The organism is Vibrio sp. 10N.247.311.12 (assembly GCF_041467515.1).
In the GTDB taxonomy this organism is placed as follows: domain Bacteria; phylum Pseudomonadota; class Gammaproteobacteria; order Enterobacterales; family Vibrionaceae; genus Vibrio; species Vibrio crassostreae_C.
Genome location: NZ_JBFSUV010000004.1, coordinates 85,371 through 107,911, shown reverse-complemented (window position 1 = coordinate 107,911; position 22,541 = coordinate 85,371). Strand labels below are relative to the sequence as shown.

The 22,541-nt window shown below is 45.1% G+C and carries 18 protein-coding genes and 1 pseudogene; 10 read left to right on the top strand and 9 right to left on the bottom strand.

What is annotated here, in order from left to right:
- Positions 1-3 precede the first annotated feature (3 nt).
- Together AB6E30_RS03850 and AB6E30_RS03845 are read right to left on the bottom strand one after the other, a co-directional pair.
- Positions 4-978, bottom strand: a complete 975-nt coding sequence (locus AB6E30_RS03850) for a ParB/RepB/Spo0J family partition protein (protein ID WP_017061212.1) — start codon at positions 976-978, stop codon at positions 4-6.
- Between the two features lie 5 nt (positions 979-983).
- On the bottom strand, positions 984-2,201 hold the full coding sequence (locus AB6E30_RS03845; RefSeq protein WP_081229176.1) for a ParA family protein: 1,218 nt from the start codon (positions 2,199-2,201) through the stop codon (positions 984-986).
- Between the two features lie 1,262 nt (positions 2,202-3,463).
- On the opposite strand from AB6E30_RS03845, the gene AB6E30_RS03840 reads away from it, so the two are divergent.
- The gene (locus AB6E30_RS03840) at positions 3,464-5,443 is read left to right on the top strand and encodes a replication initiator protein RctB domain-containing protein (protein WP_017071247.1); all 1,980 of its coding nucleotides are present in this window, start codon (positions 3,464-3,466) and stop codon (positions 5,441-5,443) included.
- A 380-nt stretch (positions 5,444-5,823) separates the two neighbouring features.
- Here the strand turns inward: AB6E30_RS03840 and AB6E30_RS03835 are convergent, their stop codons facing one another.
- Together AB6E30_RS03835 and AB6E30_RS03830 are read right to left on the bottom strand one after the other, a co-directional pair.
- A complete protein-coding gene (locus AB6E30_RS03835; RefSeq protein WP_017061216.1) occupies positions 5,824-6,342 on the bottom strand; it encodes a hypothetical protein in 519 nt (172 codons plus the stop codon).
- A pseudogene (locus AB6E30_RS03830) lies at positions 6,339-7,226 on the bottom strand (ABC transporter ATP-binding protein). Before AB6E30_RS03830 ends, AB6E30_RS03835 begins: the two are co-directional and overlap by 4 nt.
- A gap of 185 nt (positions 7,227-7,411) precedes the next feature.
- Between AB6E30_RS03830 and AB6E30_RS03825 the strand changes: the two are divergent.
- Both AB6E30_RS03825 and AB6E30_RS03820 read left to right on the top strand, forming a co-directional pair.
- Positions 7,412-7,606 (top strand): hypothetical protein, encoded by a 195-nt coding sequence (locus AB6E30_RS03825; protein WP_372102661.1) that lies wholly within the window; start codon positions 7,412-7,414, stop codon positions 7,604-7,606.
- Between the two features lie 189 nt (positions 7,607-7,795).
- Positions 7,796-8,356, top strand: coding sequence for an NADAR family protein (locus AB6E30_RS03820; protein WP_372102659.1), 561 nt, complete (start codon positions 7,796-7,798; stop codon positions 8,354-8,356).
- A 174-nt stretch (positions 8,357-8,530) separates the two neighbouring features.
- On the opposite strand, the gene AB6E30_RS03815 is transcribed toward AB6E30_RS03820, so the two are convergent.
- Positions 8,531-9,289, bottom strand: coding sequence for a substrate-binding periplasmic protein (locus AB6E30_RS03815; RefSeq protein WP_372102657.1), 759 nt, complete (start codon positions 9,287-9,289; stop codon positions 8,531-8,533).
- An 88-nt stretch (positions 9,290-9,377) separates the two neighbouring features.
- On the opposite strand from AB6E30_RS03815, the gene AB6E30_RS03810 reads away from it, so the two are divergent.
- Complete coding sequence (locus tag AB6E30_RS03810) at positions 9,378-11,810, top strand: response regulator (protein ID WP_372102655.1); 2,433 nt, start codon at positions 9,378-9,380, stop codon at positions 11,808-11,810.
- A gap of 151 nt (positions 11,811-11,961) precedes the next feature.
- On the opposite strand, the gene AB6E30_RS03805 is transcribed toward AB6E30_RS03810, so the two are convergent.
- The gene (locus tag AB6E30_RS03805) at positions 11,962-12,714 is read right to left on the bottom strand and encodes an SDR family NAD(P)-dependent oxidoreductase (RefSeq protein WP_372102653.1); all 753 of its coding nucleotides are present in this window, start codon (positions 12,712-12,714) and stop codon (positions 11,962-11,964) included.
- A gap of 12 nt (positions 12,715-12,726) precedes the next feature.
- The gene (locus AB6E30_RS03800) at positions 12,727-13,422 is read right to left on the bottom strand and encodes a sulfite exporter TauE/SafE family protein (protein WP_372102677.1); all 696 of its coding nucleotides are present in this window, start codon (positions 13,420-13,422) and stop codon (positions 12,727-12,729) included.
- 362 nt (positions 13,423-13,784) lie between these two features.
- Here AB6E30_RS03800 and AB6E30_RS03795 point away from each other — a divergent pair, with 362 nt between their 5' ends.
- On the top strand, positions 13,785-15,101 hold the full coding sequence (locus AB6E30_RS03795) for an aspartate aminotransferase family protein (protein ID WP_372102651.1): 1,317 nt from the start codon (positions 13,785-13,787) through the stop codon (positions 15,099-15,101).
- Positions 15,102-15,305: 204 nt separating this feature from the next.
- Here the strand turns inward: AB6E30_RS03795 and AB6E30_RS03790 are convergent, their stop codons facing one another.
- Positions 15,306-16,820, bottom strand: a complete 1,515-nt coding sequence (locus AB6E30_RS03790; RefSeq protein WP_372102649.1) for a PLP-dependent aminotransferase family protein — start codon at positions 16,818-16,820, stop codon at positions 15,306-15,308.
- Between the two features lie 239 nt (positions 16,821-17,059).
- On the opposite strand from AB6E30_RS03790, the gene AB6E30_RS03785 reads away from it, so the two are divergent.
- The 4 genes from AB6E30_RS03785 to AB6E30_RS03770 all read left to right on the top strand — a co-directional run bounded on the left by AB6E30_RS03785 (position 17,060) and on the right by AB6E30_RS03770 (position 20,346).
- Positions 17,060-17,926: a transporter substrate-binding domain-containing protein gene (locus AB6E30_RS03785; RefSeq protein WP_017061226.1), complete on the top strand. Its 867-nt coding sequence runs from the start codon at positions 17,060-17,062 to the stop codon at positions 17,924-17,926.
- A 131-nt stretch (positions 17,927-18,057) separates the two neighbouring features.
- Positions 18,058-18,696: an amino acid ABC transporter permease gene (locus AB6E30_RS03780; protein WP_017061227.1), complete on the top strand. Its 639-nt coding sequence runs from the start codon at positions 18,058-18,060 to the stop codon at positions 18,694-18,696.
- A gap of 137 nt (positions 18,697-18,833) precedes the next feature.
- The gene (locus AB6E30_RS03775; protein ID WP_372102647.1) at positions 18,834-19,499 is read left to right on the top strand and encodes an amino acid ABC transporter permease; all 666 of its coding nucleotides are present in this window, start codon (positions 18,834-18,836) and stop codon (positions 19,497-19,499) included.
- Entirely contained in the window at positions 19,492-20,346 is an 855-nt protein-coding gene (locus AB6E30_RS03770) for an amino acid ABC transporter ATP-binding protein (RefSeq protein ID WP_017065130.1), read from the top strand. Before AB6E30_RS03775 ends, AB6E30_RS03770 begins: the two co-directional genes overlap by 8 nt.
- Before the next feature lie 103 nt (positions 20,347-20,449).
- Here AB6E30_RS03770 and AB6E30_RS03765 read toward each other — a convergent pair whose 3' ends face one another.
- Positions 20,450-21,178: a UTRA domain-containing protein gene (locus AB6E30_RS03765; protein WP_004732583.1), complete on the bottom strand. Its 729-nt coding sequence runs from the start codon at positions 21,176-21,178 to the stop codon at positions 20,450-20,452.
- A 211-nt stretch (positions 21,179-21,389) separates the two neighbouring features.
- On the opposite strand from AB6E30_RS03765, the gene AB6E30_RS03760 reads away from it, so the two are divergent.
- On the top strand, positions 21,390-22,493 hold the full coding sequence (locus AB6E30_RS03760; protein WP_371690469.1) for an ABC transporter substrate-binding protein: 1,104 nt from the start codon (positions 21,390-21,392) through the stop codon (positions 22,491-22,493).
- Positions 22,494-22,541 lie beyond the last annotated feature (48 nt).

Below are 22,541 nucleotides of genomic sequence, written 5' to 3'. Positions count from 1 at the left end.
GACTTAGTCGAGCTTCGATTGTACGAAGGCGAGGATTTCTTCCATTGTTGCGTCATCAACTTTCTTAAGGTTCAACGCCAAGTTTGAACCCTTGCGGCTGTATGATACGCGGCCCTTAATAAGCTCAACTTTTGGAGAAGCTTTCTTCGCTGGCGCTGGCGCCAATTCAAGAATCCAACCTTCCAATGTTTCGGTCACGTCTTTGGTTAGACGAGTTACGCCTTGAGCTTCGCTACGCTGCCATACAAAACCTTCAGAAGCATCACACTTAGTCAGCAGTGTTTGCTGCTGTTCACTCGTCAATCCACCAAACTGCTTGTGCAGTTTAACAATAGTTGGACGACCAAGGTCGCTCACATTTGGGTAAGCTTGTAGCAATTCAAGTGGCAAAGCGGCTGCTTTCAATGCACCACTCACCAAAGCTTCACTGCACTGGAACATTTTTGCCAGTGCTTTCTGGTCTTCAGCTTCGCCTTTGTCCAGCTTCGCTTGCATCTCTTTGCCCTTCTCGTAAAGAGAAAGCGGTTTATGAGCGTTAGCTACGTCTGATAGGAACTTAGCGTGTTCGCCGTTAATGTTTTCAGCAACATAGATTAGGAACTCTTTGTCAGCCAAAATACATGACATACGACGACGGCTACCATCAAGAACTTCAATCTTACCGTCTTTGTTCTTACGACCGACCGCAGGGTATTGCTGACCACGTTCTTTCAATGTTGTAAGAACATCAGAAAGCGCGTGCTCATTTAAGAAAGATTGCTCACGAGCGTTCTCTTCAAAAACAACCGTTCGAGTTGCCACTTCAGCCGCAGGAATTCGAACCAATTCAAATGAAACCAGATCTTCGCCAGCAACAGAAAGCTCGATCACTTGAGCCTGTTCTTTTGCCGCTGTTTGCGCTTCTTGTGGTGTTGCTACGCGACGTTTGTTTGCTTTACCAAATAGCTTTGCATTTAAGTCAGATGTTTTAATTGCCATTGTTGTTATCCCTGATTAAGTGAAGGCCAGTTGCTATGTAATACGCGCTCTAATTCTAGAGCACTTTTTTGTACTGCGTCTTGAGCAACAGCTAGAGTTTTCTTACCGCCCTCAAAGTCGCTCACCGTTAGATCGAAAACCGTGCTGTAAGTGTCAGCACAGGTTTCAAAAGCACGGCTTCTTGGAATGGTTGCCATCATTACTTGGTCATTCAACAGGTAGTTCATTTCCGTCAGAACTGACACCTGTTTCTTGTTGTCGTCTTCAAACATGGTTGGCATTAGACGAACAAACTCGAGACCTTTCCAATCATCCGGGAACATTTCGTAAACCGTTGGTAAGTGCTGGAAGAAGTTAACCGTTGAAGCCCAATCCAAACGCTTAGCTGCACATGGAATCAGAAGTGCGTTCGACGCGTACATTGCATTCCATACTAGAGGGTCAACGTGCGGGCCGGTATCAATCATAATCACATCGAAATCATCGGCGATTTTGTCGATAAGCTTCTCTTTTAACAGACGAACAATATCAAGTGACTGATCTTGTGAAAGGCTTTGCCACGCTTCAGCGTTAAACATCGCATCTTCTGGGAAAGCAGAAATTGTCTTCAGGTTTGGATACTGAGTTGGCAATAGTACGTTCTTACGAAGAAACTCTAGATCGACATCTTGGTCTTCAGGCACATTGTCCAACATGATATCGACGGCAGAATAGATGCTGTCGTGCTCTGCCCCACTAATTTGTGGATTTAGGAACAGACGCAAAGAGCCCTGTGGGTCCAAGTCAATCAGACAGATACGGTAGCGCTTATCCAAATTCAGAGACAAACAAGCGGCTAAGTGAACTGCTGTCATTGATTTACCCGTACCACCCTTCTGGTTTTGTACGTTGATAATCCATGGCTTATTGTCAGCGTGCTGCTTACGTTCATGGAACTTCGGCACTTCTGCCGCGTCCATCAACATGTGAGCTTCTGTCAATGAAATCGAGTAATGATTAGCGTTGTTCTTTGTGAACTGATGGCCATCAGCTTCAAGTTTAGTGATCGCTTCATCGAGCTTACGACGCGTTAAACCAGAACGAGTCTCCATCATAGCTTTAGACATTGGAGGGAAATGTTCATCACTTCGCTCTTCCAAAATAATCTCAATTCGGTCAGCCTGAACTTGTTGAGTTTGTTCGGCTAGCTGATAGAGCTTATCAATCGTTTGTTCTCTTTTCATTGCCAGTTTCCGTAATGATTAACTAAGTACAAATTGTACAGCGATTAACAACAAACACAACAAAAACATGAACATACATTTATGAGTAAAATCACATAAAATAGACCGCGTTTTTACAATTTGATGAAACATCGCCTTAGACAAACACAAAAATGACTGTTTCTATCATGTATAACACCATGCTATTTCTGGTCTACATTTTAAATGTTACAGCATCACTTATTTACAATGTAAATGGAATTTCAAAGAAAAACCTTCGGAACGATTGAAATACAACCGTAGATTACGGTTGGTGTGATTTGCATTCGAATTTATAGATTTTCAATCCAATAAAAATTAAAAAACACTCAATGACCAAAAAATTCAAAACAGAAGAGAAGATGGGGTGTCAAAAAACAACAGAGGATTGGAACCTAACCGGAAGAATGATCATGGAGCACATCCAGTGTAAGATAATTGATAACGCCAAATTATGAAGCATGATCAAGGCGTAAACTGAGCAATATTGATCCGAGCAACTGCACATTGAAAATGATCAACCTCCGGAAAAATGATCAAGTAAACATAGTTCCGGAAGCATGTAATTTATGAACTAAGTTACGGACAAATGCCTTTGGAATGGGGATTCAACGCCTATAAGGGCTCAATGATTGAAAATTCAATCGACACAGACCAAGAATACACAAACATGACAATTTCATGATCATGCTTCCTAGTTAAGACCCACCCGCTCTAAATACATCAAAGCAATCCATTTCCAGCGGATACAGACTAAATTTTGCACTCAATAGGGTAGGAACGATAAAAAAGTATGCTCTCTTGATCATTGTTCCGATAGATTGGCCACCACAAGTGTCCACTTAGACAAGTCAAAAGCGACTTAGAAACCGATGTTGAATTCCGATCTGTGGATAAGCTGTATAAGTATAATGATCATGCTTTCGAACCAATAATGATCATGCTTACAATGACTTAATGATCATCGTTCTGATGTTCTGTGATCATGCTTTCTTAAGTTTAATGATCATAGTTTCGGAACCTTTATGATCATGCTTTCCAAGGCGATTTATTTTAATTATTTAAATTCAGCCACTTATAAGCAAAGTTACGTCCAGATCATTAGATCACTTAATCATTTAAGATCATATTAATCAAAAAGATCAGTTATTTAAAAGCCAATAAATTCTCTTTATTTATGATCATTCTTTCTTTATCATTCAGGAACTATAGTGAAATTACGGTTAGTGTGATACGGATCAAAAATGAAACCAGAAGAGAAATTGTTAATTAAGGCACGAAGCCACAAAGATGGTCATTTATTTGAGGTATCTGAAACAGCCGTTGAATGGATAGAACAATATCAACACTTCAAAGGTGTCACCAAAAGCATAGTTGAGCTTCTTAACCTAATTTCACTTCGTGGGTTTAGCAGTAAAGACGGGTACGTTTCCACCACTGAGATTATTGAATCAACCGATGGTCAAGTCACTCGCGCAGCCTTACAGCAAAGGCTGAGAGCTGCAGTTAATATCGGATTGTTCAAACAAATCCCCGTTCGCTTTGAAGAAGGCCTTGCTGGTAAAACCATGTTGCATCGCTTTGTGAACCCAAACCAATTGATATCGGTGCTGGGTGCCACCAGCTTAGTGACAGAAAGCGTGAAGCAAAATGAAAAGCAAAAGCGCTCTAAAGCCCTAGCTCAAACCAAAGTAAACAAGCGCTTACTGAATGAACATGGGTTGAATACCCCACCAACGATGAAAGATGAAGCGGATCAATTCATTGTTTCGCCAACCAATTGGGCGGGGATTATTGATCAAGCGTTAGCGCCACCTAGAACTCGTAAGAGCTACCAGAAATCCATGGTTTCGATCTCTGGCACTCGCGCTGTGATCGAGACACGATCTTCTAAAAATATCATGACCGTTGACGATCTGATGACGCTATTCGCGTTATTCACTCTCACCGTTCAATATCATGATCATCACCAAGATGATTACCATCTAGACGCGAAACACACGCCAAACAAAACACCACTCTACATCACTGATATTTTGTCTTTACGTGGCAAGAAAGACAGCGGCCCTGCACGTGATTCTATCCGCGACAGTATTGATCGTATCGAATTCACGGATTTCCAACTGCACGAGCTTACAGGCCGTTGGCTTAGTGAGAACATGCCAGAAGGCTTTAAGAGTGATCGTTTCCGATTCTTAGCTAGAACCATTACCGCATCGGAAGAAGCGCCTACAGAAGGCTCTGACGGCGAAATTCGCATTAAACCGAACCTATACATCCTGGTTTGGGAGCCTTCGTTCTACGAAGAGCTGCTGACGCGTGACTATTTCTTCCTATTTCCGCCAGAAATCCTGAAGCAACATACCTTGGTCTTCCAAATGTATTCGTACTTTAGAAGCCGCATGGCACGTCGCCATTCAGATAGCATGTTGCTCAGTGAGCTCAACCAGAAATTGGCGCGTAACATCGATTGGCGTCGTTTCTCGATGGATCTGATCCGCGAGCTCAGAAAATTGGGTGAAGTCGGGGATCAAGAAGATACCTTCCTGGTTAATCTATGGGGTTATCACTTGACGATCACCGCGTTGATCGAAAAAGGGAAAACGACCGATTATCAGGTAGATATCAAATGTAATGTGGAAGAAGTATTACGTTACTCAAGAGCGCGTACCACTAACGCAGGTAAGCGTAATATGGCACCAACGCTGCCGAACCCACTTCGTAACGAAATGGTGTCTAAGCAGAAACTGGAAGAGCTGTCTGAGATTATCGATGGTGAGTTTGAACCCATTCAGCGTAAAGCACCGTCGCCAAGAGGCAAATTGGGACGTCGAGTTAAGCAGCGTAAACACTCTGTTGAGATCAACGCTGACGAGATCATGATTACTCTCTCTAAATATACCTCTGCAGAGGCTCTAGAACGCAGCATAACGGCTTTATCTGCTATGACAGGGCACTCACATGCCTCAATCAAAGAAGAGTGCTCAGAGCTCATTGAGAAGCTTGATTGGTTGAGAGTAGGGGAGGACGTTATCCCATACGAAACACTGAGTCGCTTGATTGAGCTATATAACGACCGAGATAGCACCAGCAATCGACATCTGTCCATTGAACGTTTGATCTCTGGTTTAGCGGTGCGTCGTAAAGTGTGTAAACAAGTTCATGAAGGTCATTTAGACGAAAACGTGTTCCTTGCGCTCGATGAAATGGCGATTGGCCACTAGTCATTATCCTATCGCGATAAGCCTGTTTTACCGTCGCTGAATGGATAGTTTTGAACACATTAGGTGCTGATTAAAATCGCACCTAACGCTGACAAAGTGATGACAAAGTAGCGCATCTAGTTGATTATTATTTATCCCGAATAGACAACCTTTGTCCTTTCTTGTGATTAATAGATTGGCTCATATTTTGTTACATCATACTGAATAGATTTTTGCGAGTTCCCAAGGGACTCGCTTTTTTTTGCCTAAAATTCAGTCAATCATTAAAATTCAATAGCTTACAGAGTTAAACGCCGAAGCATGATCAAGGCTCGATCATGCTTTCTACGGATCTAGCTCTGGTGAGATTCTGATTTGATGCTTGATCGAGAAGGGCTTGATCAGTGGAGATGGCGTTGAATAATGCCTTGATCATCGTTTCGGGGATGGGTTGCCATAAAGCGTACATGCGACTCGATCAATTTTTCAGACTCTGCTTTCCAACGTGGTTCTTGCTGTTGGTTCGTAAACTCCAAAGCCAATACACACAAGTGTTGTAGCCGCTGTGTACACCACTCTTGCAATCCTGCTTCTGATTTTGGGTCACATGACACCGCTTGCAGCTTACTGTAGGCAAACATTAGGTATTGGTAGGCTTTATCTTGATGGCTTGAGCTGCTGGCCTCCTGCGAAGCCAACTCCGGATTCGATGAATCCGCGAGGTGGCGATAGAAAGTAAAGATTCTCAGGCATCCGTCTAGCCAACATGCGATGCCTTTGCTCTGCTCATCCGTGATCAATGGCCCCCAGAGCGCATCTGGAGGCGTTAAGATCAAAGGTTCTAACCGGTCCACTTGATCATGCTTTCGGTCTTTGTACCAATCTCCGATCCGCTCTAACCAAGTGTCTAGTTCATTCATGCAACGTTATCCCACTGTTTTACAAAGTGATTATCAGAAACTTGTTTGATTTCATGCTGTATTTCACTGCTCTGCTCTCGAATACGATCAGCGTCTATTGAATAGTTTGGCTCATTTTTGACGAGTTCGCCAAATGGCAGATCGGGATCTGGTACGGCAGAGATCAACAACTTAGTGTACGGGTGTCGTGGATTGGTTAAGATCGACTGGGTTGATCCCCAGTCGACGATCTGTCCTTTGTACATAACCGCTGTCTCTTCTGCGATGTAATGTGCTGTGGCAAGATCGTGGGTTATGTACAAAAAGCCAATCCCCAACTCTTGCTTCATTTTTTGCATCAGGTTCAACACGCCAAGTCGAATCGAAACGTCCAACATCGAGGTGGGTTCGTCAGCAAGAATAACCTCAGCGCCAACGGCCAGTGCTCTGGCTAGGTTAACCCTCTGTCTTTGGCCTCCACTGAGCTCGTGCGGGTATTTGGCGAGCGTTTCGATGGGTAACTCCACCAGCGTTAATAACTCTTTGAGGCGTTCTGTGAGAGCCTGTTTAGTGGCTACCTGTTTATGGATCTTAAGTGGGCGCGTTAAATGGTGCTCAATGGTGTGAGTGGGATTAAGTGAACCAAAGGGGTCTTGAAACACCATTTGCACACGGCTGCGATAATCCAAGATATCTTTACGGCTTTTCAGCGTAGAGATGTCTCTGCCTTTGAACAGTATCTCTCCCTCTGTCGCAGGGTAAACCTTGGTCATCAATCGTGCGCAGGTGCTTTTCCCGCAGCCTGATTCTCCGGCTAAGCCGAAAATCTCGCCTTAGCCTATGTGAAAGCTAACGGATTTGATTGCATTGAAAGAGGGGAAAATGAGAGTTGGATCAAACCACATTTCTTATGGGGAATCTTTTAAATATAATTGCAGAAAATGGCTTTGGCAAAGTTTAAATGAGGCATTTATTAATTAGCTTTGTGAAGCGTCGGAATCATCACACTTCAGTACAGAATTTCTTAACAAGCGAAAAAGCATTTGCTACAGATTACCTGTCCATTACATGGTGCTTTTCGGAGGAAAACATGTCCATTAATTCTATCAACCATGATGAAATGACAAATATTGCAAACAAGTGGGATGCTGAAGAAGAAGTATCTTTCAAACCAGAAAAGAAAATGAAGTCTGCTGAAGCTCGTCGTCGTATCGAGACTATAAGAGAAATTAGAGAAAGCGGTTTGAGTCTGGAAGAAGCGAGGGAGCTAGGTCTTATTCACTAATAATCCCCATTGCATTTAGAAGGGTGGCACAACGTCACCCTTTGATTTATAAGTGTTTTTTCATGCTTCCTATCCAGATTTAATCAACTCCTTGATTCTTTGGCTCACTGTTCTGTTTAGCCTAACCCTTTTGATATTACGCTTTTCAGATGAAAAACACGCACATGGCATACTCTTGAGCTAAGTTGTTTGACAGTCATATTCAACGCCACTAATTTTAAAGTTAAAGCAAAAATATGCGATGTCGTTGGTAAGGAGAAGGCTATGTCTAATTCTGTGGCTCAAGCTAAAGAAGTGCTGTTTTACGAACCCGAAGATCCGAACGGATACCTGTCAAATTTTGCCGCTTGTCCTATCAAGGTGGGTGATCAAGTTTGGGCAACCAGCGAACATTATTATCAAGCGATGAAGTTTGCCTCCGAAGCGCTACGCAATATCATTTTGGAAGCCAGTACACCTGCCGAAGCGTTCTCTTTAAGTCGTGACTACGAAGACCAAGTTCGCGACGATTGGTATGACATTCGTGTTGAAGTGATGCAGTTTATTGTGACGGAGAAGTTCAGACAGAATCCACAGTTTGCGCTGTTTCTTACCAACACCGGAGATTCGGTGATCAAAGAACATTCGCACAAAGACCACTTCTGGGGCGATGGTGGCGATGGAACCGGCGAGAACCATTTGGGTAAGATTCTGATGGTAGTGCGTCACCAGCTTCGCACTCAGCAACTGCATTTGATTGCTTCGCACTGATTCGTCGATTCAGATAGCGGCATGCTTATGATTACCCCTTAGACGCATTTAAAAGGCCGCCCTGCTATCTAGTATGAAGCAGGGCGGCCTTTTCGGTTTTAGAGAGTCAGGCATCAACGAGAGTTAACGTACGTGACTAAGCTATCCGTTGATAAGTTCTACGTTACGCTGGTGCTATAAGTAACTCTGTACGATGTCGTCAAGCTGTCCATCGTCTTTCATTTGGTCTAGGCGTTGGTTGATGAAGCTTTGCAGCTTAGGATCCATCTCAGGGTCAAACGCCAAATGGATAGGGTAGTTATTGATGACAGAACCAAACTCATGCATCTGGTAATCATCAATACTCAGTTTTTGCTCGTTTAGGTTGTATTTGATTCGTGATTCCATTTCCACAAACACGGTGTCGCCAGGTGCTCGGTTCAGGACACGAAACGCAGCAGTGTAATCTTTTACTCGAATCTCGTTGAGCTTGCCCTGTTGGATATAAGGTTCCAAGTTCGGATACTCAAATCCTTTCAGCAATACCACGGCTTTCCCATCGAGATCATCGATTGTATTGAACTCAAATGGCTTTTTACCGCTGCTGAGTAATACGTGTTTTACATTGTAAATCGGGTCTTCAGATAGGTTCGCAGATTGAATATTCCCCCAACTAGGGCTGCCATAGGTAACCCAGTTTGGATTCTCTCTCGCATCGAGCTTGTCGATCATTCGATTAAAAGGGTAGGTGTGGTAGTTGATCTCATATCGGCTGTCATCAAACACGGCTTCCACAATATCTGAAACAATTCCTCTGTGAGATGCCCCGTCAGTTTCGATTTGAAAAGGTTGCGCTTGGCTCGCAATAATGTAGTAGTGAAGAGGTTCGTTTGCAGAAGCATAACTGCTTGAAAACAAACTGACTATGGATGCAACGATAAGATGTTTTTTCATAACCTTCCCTAGTTATTTGATGAATGACTACTATTATACTAGTTGAGTAATTGTAGTTTGCTAGGATAACAATAATGGTAATTTGTGTATGTTGACAAAAGGAAAACGCTACGTTGGACTCTCCCGACAGTTGATCGGGATGATAATAGCGATCAGTACCTTATTCACAGTTATAGTGACAGGTCTCGGGTTGTATGTAGAGTACCAAAGTCGAGTTTCTTTTATCAGCTCTCAGATCGAGCAGGTCAAGGCTGGCTACCTTTCTGGTTTAACGGCAAGTTTGTGGGTTGAAGATCGAGAGCAATTGTTTGTGCAAGCCGAAGGCATCTCTCGCCTCCCTTCGGTCAGTTACCTTCTTATCGAAAGTCCCGATGAAAAAATTCTAGAGTTAGGTCAAAAGACCGAAGGCCAATCTTATTCTCAGTCTTGGGAAATGGTGCACCAGATGGGCGGCACAGACTTCCCGTTGGCGACGCTCACGGTGCAATCAGACTTGAGCATGATCCTAGATGACTTTGAAGAACGAGTGTTATTGTTGCTCGCCTTCGAAGCCGTTAAAATCTTCTTGTTGTCTCTCGTATGTTTAACCATCGTCTATCGTCTTGTCGTAAAACGTTTGATGACTATGTCTTCCCAAATCAACCAACAACAGGTCGAAGACAACAAACCGCGCTTTATAACGCCAACTCACTCTACTTACAAAGATGAGATATCGACTCTAGAGAGTAGCTATAACCGATCGGTAGAACGTATTCGTCAACAATATCAAGAGCTGGAAAAAGCCAAAGACATTGCTGAGGTGGCCAACCGCAATAAAAGTGAATTCCTTGCCAATATGAGTCACGAAATCCGTACCCCAATGAATGGGATTATCGGGCTGTCGTCTTTGCTCTCTGAAATGGATATGCCGAAAGAGCAAAAAGAGTACATCAACATGCTCAACACCTCTTCGCTTACTTTGCTCGACTTAATCAATGACATTCTCGATTACTCGAAGATCGAAGCGGGGCGACTAGAGCTTCAGCAAGAGCCGATGAAAATGATGGGCATTGCGGCCGACGTTGAATCAACCTTCCGAGTGAAAGCGGAGCAGAAAGGGCTTCGATTCCAATTAGCGATCGACCCTAAGATCCCAACCATGGTGATTGGCGACGGTACACAACTAAGACAAGTCCTAAATAACTTAGTAGGCAACGCGATTAAATTTACCGAGCATGGCCACGTCACGCTCTCGCTTCGTTTGGAAGAGGTGGTTGAGCCTGAGCAAAAACTCAGAGTGAGGTTCGAGGTTGTCGACAGCGGTATCGGTATTGCAGAAGACAAACAGAAATCGGTGTTCGATAAGTTTCAACAAGCCGACGGCAGTACCACACGTATTTATGGAGGCACAGGGCTTGGTCTAACAATATGCGAGAAGATAGTGACATTGATGGGCAGCAAGCTTGAACTCACCAGTGTTGAAGGTAAAGGCAGTACCTTCTATTTTACGGCTGACTTTGACCCGTGTTTAGAAGCCGATGAAAGCAATATCGATTTCAATAAGGTTTCGGTTCTGCTTGTGGATGATAGCCAGCTGAACATGTGTATAACGTCTACACAGCTTCAATCCTTTGGCGTTAAGTCTGAGTGCTGTGAAACGGCAAATCAAGCGTTAGAGTTGGTTTCAGAGTCTGTGGCTAAGTCATCACCTTATGATCTCGTTCTGATAGACAAAGTAATGCCGTCCGTTGATGGCTTTCAACTGGCGAGAAGCTTAGTTGAACGCTTTGGTAGCGAGTGTCCCAAGTTAGTGATGATCTCTGCTGACCCTAGAAAGCAAGATGAAGCTCGTGCTAAACAAGTCGGTTTTGTTGCCTACATTGCGCGTCCTTACCAAGATAATCAGCTTAAATGGACCATCAGTGAGGTACTCGCGAGAGCGGCTGATACTTCAGTCTTTACCTATCCGAACAGAGGAGAGGTTGCGTTTAAAGACAATGAACCTGTGCCGTTAAGTAAACCTGCAGCGGTTGTTAAAGATGCTCCCATTGTCTCTGTAAACGCCACACCAGCCGATAAACAAGCTCCAATTCAAGCAGAGTCAAAACCTGTCGCAGTTGCCGGAGAATTTAGTGGTACAGTTTTAGTTGTTGAAGACTCGCGAGTAAACCAACAAGTCGCCAAGATGATGCTCAAGAAGCTTGGCTTTGAGGTTGATATTGCCGACAACGGTGAAATTGGTGTCGAGAAATTCAAAGTCAACGAATACGAGATGATTTTTATGGATTGTCAGATGCCGGTTCTCGATGGCTTCGAAGCGACCAAGCAGATCCGAGCGCTCGAAGAAGGGGCTGCAAAGCATATTCCAATCATTGCGCTGACGGCCAACGTCGTGCAGCGAGACAAGCATTTGTGCTTCGATGTAGGCATGGATGAGTTTTTACCTAAACCGGTTAACCAAGGCAAACTGAGAGAGATCGTAGCGAGTTTCTTGTCGAAAGAGACGGAATCAAACAAAGAACATGAGCAGCAAATTGTTTAGTTGAGTATCTCTAATCTTACTTTTATTAAAAGAGTAATGAGGCGAATTAGACATAGTCTTTTATGCCGTTGGTTATATTTGAAGTATCGTGTGAAAGAAATGATAAAGGTGGCCTGAAAAGACCACCTTTTTTGTATGTGTCGGTTTGAACTTAATCTCTATCGATTGCGAACGCAGACCATGCTTGACGTGTCGGCATCACTTCGACTCGGTTAATGTTGATGTGATCTGGCAAGGTTGCGATATAAAACATCTGCTCGGCAATATCCTCTGCTGACAACGGTGTAGTGCCTTGGTAAAGGTTGTCTGAAGCCGTCTGGTTACCTTTAGTTCTTACAAGAGTAAATTCCGTTTCTGCAATACCAGGGGAGAGGTCAGTCACTCGTACCCCTGTGCCTTGTAAGTCACAACGTAGGTTGTAACTGAACTGCTTTACGAACGCTTTGCTGGCACCATACACATGGCTTCCTGGGTAAGGCCACTGTCCGGCGATTGACCCAACATTGATGATTGAGCTTCCTGCGCCTTTTTTAATTAACGTAGGCAACAGCGCATGAGTAACATTAACCAAGCCTTTGACATTGGTATCGATCATAGTGTGCCAGTCTTTCAAGTCCACATCAGGCGCGCCTTCTGGTGCCAAAGCTAACCCAGCATTATTGACCAATGCGGTAATCGATGAAAATTCAGCGGGTAATGAATCAATGGCTTGTTTTACGGCGTCTGCGTCTCGAACGTCGAGTTGAATTACATGCACAGGCACCGTTAATTCTTCCTTTAGGTCGAGTAGCCTTTCGATTCGACGACCAGACAACACTAACGACCAGTTATCTTCTGCGAAACGTTTTGCTGCCGCTTTGCCGAAACCAGAGGTTGCCCCTGTAATGAACGCTATCTTATCCATAAATACATCCTTCTAATTTGAAATTAACATAAGTAGTGCCATGCCGATCAAAATCGGCGCGGTCGTTGTTTTTGCAGACAAGTTCGGTACTGATAGATACAGTTTTTGCCCTAGTACATTGCCAATCAAAGCTGCCGGTAATAGCCATAAACCTGTGATGAACGATTCTTGGTTAAATGCGCCAATCCATATGAAGCCGATCAGTGAAATCGCTGAACTCAGCAGAAAAAACACAATCGCGGTGGCTCTCTGTTCACTGGTTTTAATGGTCAGGTTCATCAAATACGTCACTAATGGCGGACCTCCTGAAGAAGCGGTGGTCATGCTAAACCCCGAAATGGCTCCCGCCCAAAACGCGTGTCGTTGGTGCAACCAAGTGAGGCGTAAGTCCAAAATAATCAGCGTGCCAGCGACCAAAGACATCATCGCGATAAAGGCCTTCAAGCCTGATTCCGATATCGTGCTAATGAAATACAGCGAGAAAGGCACCGCAACCAACATGCCAATACACAGCGGCGCAATAAGCCGGATATTGATGGTGGTTTTACTTCGCTTGAGCAGAGGAAAGGCACTTAAAAAGTCCAACAAGATAGCGATGGTTACCGCTTGCAATGGTGGAACAATAAAGCTGAGGGAAAGCACTACGATAATCGCAAACCCAAATCCTGAATAGCCTCGAACTACTCCTGCAAACAGAATCAATGTCATCGCTAATCCTAATTCCACTCTTGCTCACCTCTTTGCTTTTGATATTGCTGCTGCGTTAATTAGCGTTCGATGAGGCCTGTCTCGTCTGCCTTTCAATCTATTCACACCTAAGAGTTTTGAATAGAGCCAGATCGACGATTGGATTGGGTCAGGCTGTTTGTTGGATCGGGGATGAGACTTGGGCTGATGTACTGGCCCAATGTTTTGTTGAAACTGACACTATGACCTCCGCCCTGTTTGGGATGAAGATTATTCCATCCGATAGCGCAGCCTTTTCAATGTCGTGTTTTGTGTCTTTCATTCTCGAAGACGAGCCAAGCACGAGCGGCTGTGAATCTAGTGTTGTTAATGGAGACGATGAAATGGAAGTATCAACAGAACAGCTTGTGAACCAAGATATTATCGACCTCGACAAGAGCGTATTTCATTCTTGGTCGATTCAAGAAGCAGCGGAGCCTATCGCCATTGCGGGTGGGCAAGGATGCAAAATGTGGGACTACGAAGGTAAAGAGTACCTTGATTTTAGTAGCCAACTGGTTAACACCAACATTGGTCATCAGCATCCACAAGTGATCAAAGCGATTAAAGATCAAGCGAACTCATTGGTAACCGTTGCCCCTGCGACCGCCAACCTCACTCGCGGTTTGGCGGCCAAGCGCATCTTGTCGAAAGCGCCAAGCTCGTTTAAGAAGGTGTTCTTTACCAATGCAGGCGCAGACGCCAACGAAAACGCGATTCGCATGGCGCGACAATTCACAGGGCGCGACAAGGTGCTATCTGCTTACCGTTCTTACCATGGCAATACAGGTACTGCGATTGCTGCGACGGGGGACTTTCGTCGAATTCCAAACGAGTATAGCCGTGGGCACGTTCACTTCTTCAATCCATTTCTCTATCGAAGCGAGTTCAATGCGGCGACTGAGGCAGAAGAGAGTGAGCGTGCCCTGCAGCATTTAGAGCGAGTGATTGAATGCGAAGGACCAACGGCGATTGCGGCGATTATCCTAGAGACGATTCCGGGAACGGCTGGCTTCCTAATTCCACCGAAAGGCTACCTTATTGGCGTGCGTGAGCTTGCAACTAAATACGGTATTCAATTGATCTTTGATGAAGTCATGGTCGGTTTTGGTCGAACGGGTAAGTGGTTTGCGTTTGAGCACTTTAATGTAGTGCCGGATCTGATTACTTTCGCGAAAGGGGTGAACTCGGGTTATGTGCCGGCTGGTGGCGTGGTGGTCAGCGAACCGATCGTTGAGTACTTTAAGTCAAACTTCTTTATGGGCGGCTTAACGTACTCAGGTCACCCTTTGGCGATGGCTTCTATCGTTGCAACGCTCGATGTGATGGAGCAAGAGGGCATTGTCACACACGCTGATAACGTCGGTAACAGCGTTTTAGGGCCGCTTCTACTGAGCCTTCAAGAGTTGCACCCTATGATTGGTGATGTGCGCGGCAAAGGGATGTTCTGGGCTGTAGAGCTGGTGGAAGATCGTGAAAGTAAAACACCTTTGAGCAATGAAAAAATGGGGCAATTGAAAGCGCAATTGACCAAGCGAGGCCTGTTGACCTTCATTGTGAATAACCGCATTCACGTTGCGCCACCTTTGGTTATTCAGCCAAGCGAGATAAAGAAAGGCGTTAAGATCATTGATGAAGTGTTGTTTGAACTTGCTTCTTAATTCTTCAAAATATAGCTGACACAGAAACACAGGCACTTTGGCAAAGGATTCCCCGTTCTTTTCAAAGTGCTTATTTTTCCTGAGTGCTTGGCTTTTGAGTGTCTAGCTTCCAATTGGTTAGGTATAGTCGAAAAAGAGCATCGATTGATGCTCTTTTTTACGTCATTGTCTTGAATAACAACGTCTACATAACCCTTTGTGATGCTAGCTCTTCATTACCTCTGACAGCTCTTTGATGCCGGGGGCGATCAAGTCTTTGTCGATGGCGTGAAAGCCCAATCGAAAATAGGAATTGGGGTCATATTCTGACAATGCTTCACAGCCCGATTCCGTTTCGGTATTCGTCATAAAGTGTGAATAGCCTGTCTCAATCAATATGCCCTTTTGGGCGGCTCGTGAAGCTAAACGCTGGCTATTGATGTGGCTGGGCGTTTGTAGCCACAGAGAGTTGGCCTGCTCGCTTTGAGCCAGTCGCTTGCAGTCAGGTAAGTACTTCAAGACAGCATCGTTGATCAGCTTCCAGCGCTGGCGAGTGTTTTCTCTAAAGCGCCTCACAAAGCTGTCGTAGTAGCCTTGTTCAATAAAGTGCGCTACTTCCATCTGAACACGGCTTGGCGCGTGTCGATACATCAAGCGACGCAGTATTCTAAGATCGTAGATCAACTCTTCAGGTGCCACGATGTAGCCTAATCTCAAGCCGGGTGCTAATAGCTTAGAGAAGCTGCTGACGTAGATGACTCTCCCTTCCTTGTCATTGGCTTTTAGCGCGGGTTTAGGATTCCACTCCACGTTGCACTCGGCGTCATAGTCATCTTCGATAATTACCGCGTCATTGGCTTTGGCCATTTCAAGTAACTGAGTTCGACGCTCATCACTCATGGTGACGCCGGTTGGAGCTTGATGGCTAGGCGTGACATAGAAGTGATCACACAGTGAAGAGTGCTCATTTAATCTCAATCCTTGTTCATCCACTTGATGCGGGTGTAACTGCGCGCCAGAGAGATTGAAGATGTGATTCGCTTCTTTGTAGCCGGGGTTCTCGACTCCGACTCGACTCTGATGGTTCATGAGCAAAGTCGAAATCAAATACAGCGCATTCTGCGAACCTAAGGTTATGAGGACCTCATCACTTTGGGCATGAATACCGCGCTGTGGGAGCACCCTTGTGCGTATCTGTTCGACCAGCATGTCGACGTCTTTATCGACCTTGTCGCAAAGCCAGCGGTGATCATGTGGGTCTGAGGTGACCTTTCTTGTCGCTTCTCGCCATTGAGCTAATGGGAAGTCATTGATAGAGGGTTGGCCAAAAATAAATGGGTATTGGTAACAACTCCAATGCGAGGGTTTGACGATGCGTGGGTATTGGCCCAATTGCAGCTTAACGCGTTTGCTCCAATCCGGTGCATTGTCGCTGTCGGCTGATTCAAAATGATCCAAACTCGCGTCGATAGTATCACTCGGGTTTTCATACTTTTCTGAAAGGTAATAACCACTGCGAGGCTTACTGATGAGGTAGCCATCGTCGAGCAAACTGTCGTACACCAACGAGACAGTATTGCGTGAAACACCCAATTGGCTAGACAGCTTACGACAAGACGGAAGCGCTTGTTCAGCCGGAAAAATACCATTCAATATCGCCGTCACCAAATAGCTACGTACTTGTTCTTGCAGGCTTCTTTTGGAATCAAACTCGATGAAACAATTGTGATTTATCGCCATGAGATACAGTCCTTATTCTCAGTGAACCTCAGTCCAATTTGTATAAAAGAGCAAGAAATGCGCCAGAGTTCATATTGATGTTTTAAGAGTGTGTTTTGCTCTCTCTCAACCCCGAAAATTACGTTGTCCCAAACTAGAAAATCGTTCTGTCCCAACCTGAAAATTAAATTGGCTCTACGTCTTCGATGCATTCCGTTCATAAAGTAAAGGCAGGCAAATAATCTCGATAAGGAAAGCGTATGAAACAGGGAATGACGATGAAGGCATGGGTTTCAACAGCGGCAGCGACCGTTGTACTGGGTTGTTTTGGAGTCGCACAAGCATCGGAGCTTGCAGCCATCGAAAAGCAAGGCTTCATGAAAGTGGCGACAGAAGATAACTACTCTCCATTCAACTATATCGACCGCGGTAAGCCTGCGGGGATTAACAAAGATTTGCTTGATGAGTTACGTGAATATTCGAAGTTCGATATCGAACAAGAGATCTTACCTTGGACAGGACTACTCGCTTCGGTATCTGCGGGTCAATATGATGTGGCGTTAACTGGCGCGATCATTACCGATGCTCGCTTGAAGGCCTTTGATTTCACTCCACCTATCGCTTCAGCGCAGCATTACTTCTTAACCAGAGCTGACGCGGAAGATATTAATACGGTAGCCGATTTAGATGGAAAAACAGTGGGCTTACAAGCGGGCAGTGCTTTGCTAGAAAGGCTTCCAGAGCTCGAAGTGATGCTCGAAGCACAAGGCAAATCTTTGGGTAAAGTGGTGCAGTATCAATCCTACCCAGAAGCGTATTCCGACTTGGCAATCGGCCGAATAGACTATGTGATCAACAGTGTGGTTTCAGTTAACGAGGTAGTGAAATCCAAGTCAAAGGTATTCAAAAAAGGCGAGGCGGTGTCTGGTCCTGGTTTCGTGAGCTGGCCTGTTCCTAAAGAGAACCCTGAGCTTTTGGCATACCTAACGGAGTTTTTCCTGCACCTAGAGCAAACAGGAAAAATGGCGGAGTTGCAGAAGAAGTGGTTCGGTGAGTCGTTCGACCAACTGCCTTCAGAGGCCATCACTTCCGTTGAGCAGTATCACAAGCTAACAGCAGTCCAATAGATGGATAAGCATGCGCTGACACAAACAGTTAACGGCTGTTTGTGTCCATGCCAATGGGTTCAAAGCGGTTTAACCCATGAGTCATTGGCGCACAATCTATCGAAAGAAGTCGCTGATCAAAGAGGTCGTTTATGGATTATTACGCTTGGGAACAGTTGCTACAGGGCGCGTGGGCAACGGCATGGATATCGGCAGTATCGATTGTATTAGGTGTCGTCATCGGCCTAATGATTGCCTTAGTTAGAATGATGAAAATCCCGTTTGTGGATCAAATGTTGGGTATCTATGTCAGCTGGGCACGAGCAACGCCTTTGGTGACACTGGCTCTGTTTATTTTCCTTTCTTTTCCGTCATTTGGCATCAATTTAGATAAACACGTTTCTGCTATTTTAGCTCTCACACTCAATACATCGGCATTCAATGCAGAGATTTGGCGCAATGCCTTTCTTAACTTTTCAAAAGGACAAATGGAAGCGGCAGAAGCCATTGGTATGAGACGTATCACTTATTTTCGCCGCATCATGTTCCCGCAAATGGTGATCATGAGCCTACCAGCGCTAGTCAATGAGATGTCGTTCTTAATCAAAGGCAGCCCAGCGATTGCGGTGATCGGCATCGTCGACCTAACTCGTGTCACCAATCGAATCTCTGCGGTTACCTATGAACCACTTGGGCCGATTCTATGTGCCGGTGCCATTTACATGTTGATTATTGGCGTGTTGGTGAAGTTGCAAGCGGTGGCTGAAAACCGAGCTACTTATCTGCAGTAGTAAGTGTGGCTATCAGTAATCTACCTCAGTCACAGCTATCAACAACAACCACAGTTTAGCCGTCATGGCTACTTGGTCAGAAACACCATTTACCTGCTTGTGATGCGTTATTGAGCGGGTAAGTTTAAGGAGTAAATATGGAAGAATGGAATATTATCTGGCAACAAAAAGAGCTGTTTGCTTCAGGGTTTGTGACCACATTTTATCTTTTTGTTTCGTCTTCAATCTTGAGTTTCATCATTGGCATCGGTTTGTTGTATTGCCTCGAAAACTCAAAACTTGGTGTGAAGTACACCATCAATAGTTTGATAGGCATGATGCGCACCTTGCCGTTTCTTATCTTAGCGTACCTGCTCTATTACGGGTTGCCGCAGGTTGGTATTCGACTCGATGCGATTACAGCGGGAATCATCGCGCTAAGTCTCTATCACGGTACCTATTTTTGTGAGATTTTCCGAGGTGTTCGTAAAGGATTAGAGCCTGGTTACATCGAAGCGGCGCACGCTTATGGCTTTTCTAAACTCAAAACCTTCACACGAGTCATCACACCCAACGTGTTGTGTAAGTCGGTTCCTCTGATCACTAACCAACTCATCATCTGCTTAAAAGACACTGCGTTTCTTAGCATCATCACCGTCGCAGAAATTACCGCGGCCGCCAACAGCATTCAATCGACCTACTTCATCCCATTGAATGCGTTCATCATTGCTATCGCGCTCTACTGGGTTGTGAGTATTGCACTTGAAACCATCACCAAACGAATCCAAACCAAAGTTGAACTTAGAGGACTTAGCCATGCTTAAACAATCAGAGATTATTGAAACGGAAGCACCGATTAACCCTTCTTTGGGCGTGAATTTGGAAGTGATTGAGTGCGAGCCACTATTGGAAGAACGAGAGACGATCATCAAGGTTGAAAACCTGTCGAAACAGTTTGATGGCATCGAAGTACTGCGAGACATCAACCTCAACATCAACAAAGGCGATGTGGTGAGTATTCTCGGCTCGTCAGGTTCGGGGAAATCGACGCTACTGCGTTGCATGAACTGGTTAGAGCAGCCAGAGCGCGGCACGATTTTTATGGGTGATGAGCGTATTGGTATCAACTCTGAAACGGGTAAGCCACTCAAATACAAAGAGTTGGCGAAACTTCGAGAGCGTCTTGGAATGGTTTTCCAAAGCTTCAACTTATGGCCGCATCTCACCGTGTTGCAAAACGTCATGGAAGCGCTGGTTCATGTTAAGAAGATAGCGAAATCAGACGCCGAGGAGATGGCTCGTAAGCAACTCGACAAGGTTGGGATGTCACACAAACTAGAGAGTTACCCAAGCATGTTATCGGGTGGGCAAAAGCAACGTGTCGCGATTGCCAGAGCTCTCGCGATGGAACCGGATGTATTGCTGTTTGATGAGCCAACCTCCGCGCTCGACCCTGAATTGGTCGAAGAGGTGTTACTGGTAATGAAGAAGCTATCGCAAGAGGGTTACACCATGGTGGTGGTGACTCATGAGATGGAATTCGCGCGTCAGGTGTCGGATCAGGTGGTATTCCTTGAGAAGGGCATCTTGATTGAGAAATCCAACCCTGAGAAGTTCTTCACTAACCCAGATTCAACAAGGGTAAGGAAGTTCCTCAAGCTTGATTCATGAGTTAGATGATTCGCGCACCTTAATGTTTGATTGTTAAAAAACTCCGACTGAATCAGTCGGAGTTTTTGTATTTGTGTTGCTACCGCATTAAGAGGATGTGGTACTAGCCAATGCTATCAATGTGGATCACTACTGAGTCTGGTCGCCAGTATTCCAGTTCGCAGTCCATCAACTCGCCATCTTGTTTGTAGTTCACTCGACAGATCTTAAGAACAGGCTGCCCCTCAGCCAAATTCAGCGCCTTGGCGACATGAGCAGGGGCAGAAGTTGGAATTACATCAAAACGCGAGCGTTGGGTCTCGTAGCCGTATTTTTCTCGGTAGATGCCTGTCAGCGACATGGTGAGGTTTTCTGACAACACCTTCTCAAACAACGGCGCTTTTAAGACGTTTTCAACAAACAGCACCGCTCGGCCATCAATAAAGCGTAGTCGCTCAATCACGTGTATCGGCGTTATCTGTTCTATCTCTAATGCTTTGGCGTAATCGCCCGCGGCCATCTCTGTGCGGGTGCTCAGCAGCCTTGTTTCTGCAATACGATGTTGTTCGCGAATCATTTGATGAAAGTGAGAGCGAGACAGCGGGTTGTAGCGAATTCGTTCGGGTGACACATACCAGCCTCGACGCTCTTCTCTGTATATCAGACCTTCGGTTTCTAATGACACCAATGCATCTTTGAGCGTGATTCGTGTGGTGGAAAACAGCTCGCTAAGGTTTCTTTCGGATGGCAGTTTTTGCCCTTCAATGAAGATACCTGATTGAAGCTGCTCTCGAATACTCGCCTTAATTCTTCCTAACTGTGTCCCTGATTGCCCGGTGCCCAATGTTCTCATTACTGATCTAGTCCATAAGTTCGTGTGCTTAATAAGGTAAACCATGGAGTTAACAGGAATGTGACAGTAAACAATGGCTTATTGTCATATGAGTGAAATATAACTGCCACGTAAATGCACTCGAACTGTCAAATAACTTACGGCAAACCGTCACATTCCGGCTATAGCATACAAAACGAACTTACTGACCTAGTCCAGAAGGATAGAGACAATGAAAACTTTGCTTAGCCGTTCAACTGTATCGCCAGCTAAATTAATCGGTTCACCTGCAAAATTAATCGGCGCAACGCTAATAACGGCAACACTTTCAATGCCAGCGATGGCGAAGGATGCTGATCTTGAGTCACTGATTGAAGCCGCTCAAAAAGAGGGTGCAGTTTACAGTGTGGGTATGCCAGACAGTTGGGCAAACTGGAAAGGCACATGGACTGACCTGAAAGCAAACTACGGTTTGAAGCATCAGGATACCGATATGAGCTCGGCTCAGGAGATCTCGAAATTTGAAGCAGAGAAGAAAAACGCAACCGCTGATATTGGTGATGTGGGTTTCGCATTTGCACGTGTGGCAGTGAAGAAAAACGTCACTCAGCCATACAAACCAACCACTTGGAATGACATTCCAGACTGGGCAAAAGACAAAGATGGTCACTGGGCTCTGGCTTACACTGGCACCATCTCTTTCATTTCCAACAACAACCTTGTTGAAGATGCGCCGAAAACTTGGAGTGACTTACTAGAAGGTGACTACAAAGTCACAGTCGGTGACGTAGGCGTAGCAGCGCAAGCAAACAACGCGATTTTAGCGGCTGCATTTGCTAATGGCGGTGACGAGTCGAACCTAAAACCAGCGATTAAATTCTTTGGTGAATTAGCGAAGCAAGGCCGTCTGTCTTACACCGACCCAAGCATCGCTAACCTTGAAAAAGGCGAAGTGGAAGTGGCAATCATGTGGGACTTCAACGCACTGAACTACCGCGACAAGATTGACCGTGAGCGCTTTACCGTCAGCATTCCACAAGATGGCTCAGTGATTTCTGGTTACACCACCATCATTAATAAATACGCACAAAACCCGAACGCGGCGAAGTTGGCTCGTGAATACATCTTCAGCGACCAAGGCCAAATCAACCTAGCAGAAGGTTACGCACGTCCAATCCGTAGCAACATTACGCTACCTCAATCAGTTCAAGACAAGCTGATCTCAAACGAGCAATACAGCAATGTTCACCCAGTGACTGACTTCTCAGCATGGGAAAAATCAGCACGTCGCCTGCCACGTCAATGGCAAGAAAGCGTATTGATTCACCAGCAATAACCCCGCTTAACACGCCACCTTCAGTAGGTGGCTTTTAGAAACAAGCAA

What these genes read in the sequence shown, in the direction of transcription:
- AB6E30_RS03795 (WP_372102651.1), top strand. Translation starts at nt 13,785, where the DNA reads ATGGAAGTATCAACAGAACAGCTTGTGAACCAAGATATTATCGACCTC.
- AB6E30_RS03775 (WP_372102647.1), top strand. Translation starts at nt 18,834, where the DNA reads ATGGAAGAATGGAATATTATCTGGCAACAAAAAGAGCTGTTTGCTTCA.
- AB6E30_RS03805 (WP_372102653.1), bottom strand. Translation starts at nt 12,714, where the DNA reads ATGGATAAGATAGCGTTCATTACAGGGGCAACCTCTGGTTTCGGCAAA.
- AB6E30_RS03835 (WP_017061216.1), bottom strand. Translation starts at nt 6,342, where the DNA reads ATGAATGAACTAGACACTTGGTTAGAGCGGATCGGAGATTGGTACAAA.
- AB6E30_RS03760 (WP_371690469.1), top strand. Translation starts at nt 21,390, where the DNA reads ATGAAAACTTTGCTTAGCCGTTCAACTGTATCGCCAGCTAAATTAATC.
- AB6E30_RS03825 (WP_372102661.1), top strand. Translation starts at nt 7,412, where the DNA reads ATGTCCATTAATTCTATCAACCATGATGAAATGACAAATATTGCAAAC.
- AB6E30_RS03770 (WP_017065130.1), top strand. Translation starts at nt 19,492, where the DNA reads ATGCTTAAACAATCAGAGATTATTGAAACGGAAGCACCGATTAACCCT.
- AB6E30_RS03815 (WP_372102657.1), bottom strand. Translation starts at nt 9,289, where the DNA reads ATGAAAAAACATCTTATCGTTGCATCCATAGTCAGTTTGTTTTCAAGC.
- AB6E30_RS03850 (WP_017061212.1), bottom strand. Translation starts at nt 978, where the DNA reads ATGGCAATTAAAACATCTGACTTAAATGCAAAGCTATTTGGTAAAGCA.
- AB6E30_RS03780 (WP_017061227.1), top strand. Translation starts at nt 18,058, where the DNA reads ATGGATTATTACGCTTGGGAACAGTTGCTACAGGGCGCGTGGGCAACG.
- AB6E30_RS03810 (WP_372102655.1), top strand. Translation starts at nt 9,378, where the DNA reads ATGTTGACAAAAGGAAAACGCTACGTTGGACTCTCCCGACAGTTGATC.
- AB6E30_RS03785 (WP_017061226.1), top strand. Translation starts at nt 17,060, where the DNA reads ATGAAACAGGGAATGACGATGAAGGCATGGGTTTCAACAGCGGCAGCG.
- AB6E30_RS03800 (WP_372102677.1), bottom strand. Translation starts at nt 13,422, where the DNA reads ATGACATTGATTCTGTTTGCAGGAGTAGTTCGAGGCTATTCAGGATTT.
- AB6E30_RS03790 (WP_372102649.1), bottom strand. Translation starts at nt 16,820, where the DNA reads ATGGCGATAAATCACAATTGTTTCATCGAGTTTGATTCCAAAAGAAGC.
- AB6E30_RS03765 (WP_004732583.1), bottom strand. Translation starts at nt 21,178, where the DNA reads ATGAGAACATTGGGCACCGGGCAATCAGGGACACAGTTAGGAAGAATT.
- AB6E30_RS03840 (WP_017071247.1), top strand. Translation starts at nt 3,464, where the DNA reads ATGAAACCAGAAGAGAAATTGTTAATTAAGGCACGAAGCCACAAAGAT.
- AB6E30_RS03845 (WP_081229176.1), bottom strand. Translation starts at nt 2,201, where the DNA reads ATGAAAAGAGAACAAACGATTGATAAGCTCTATCAGCTAGCCGAACAA.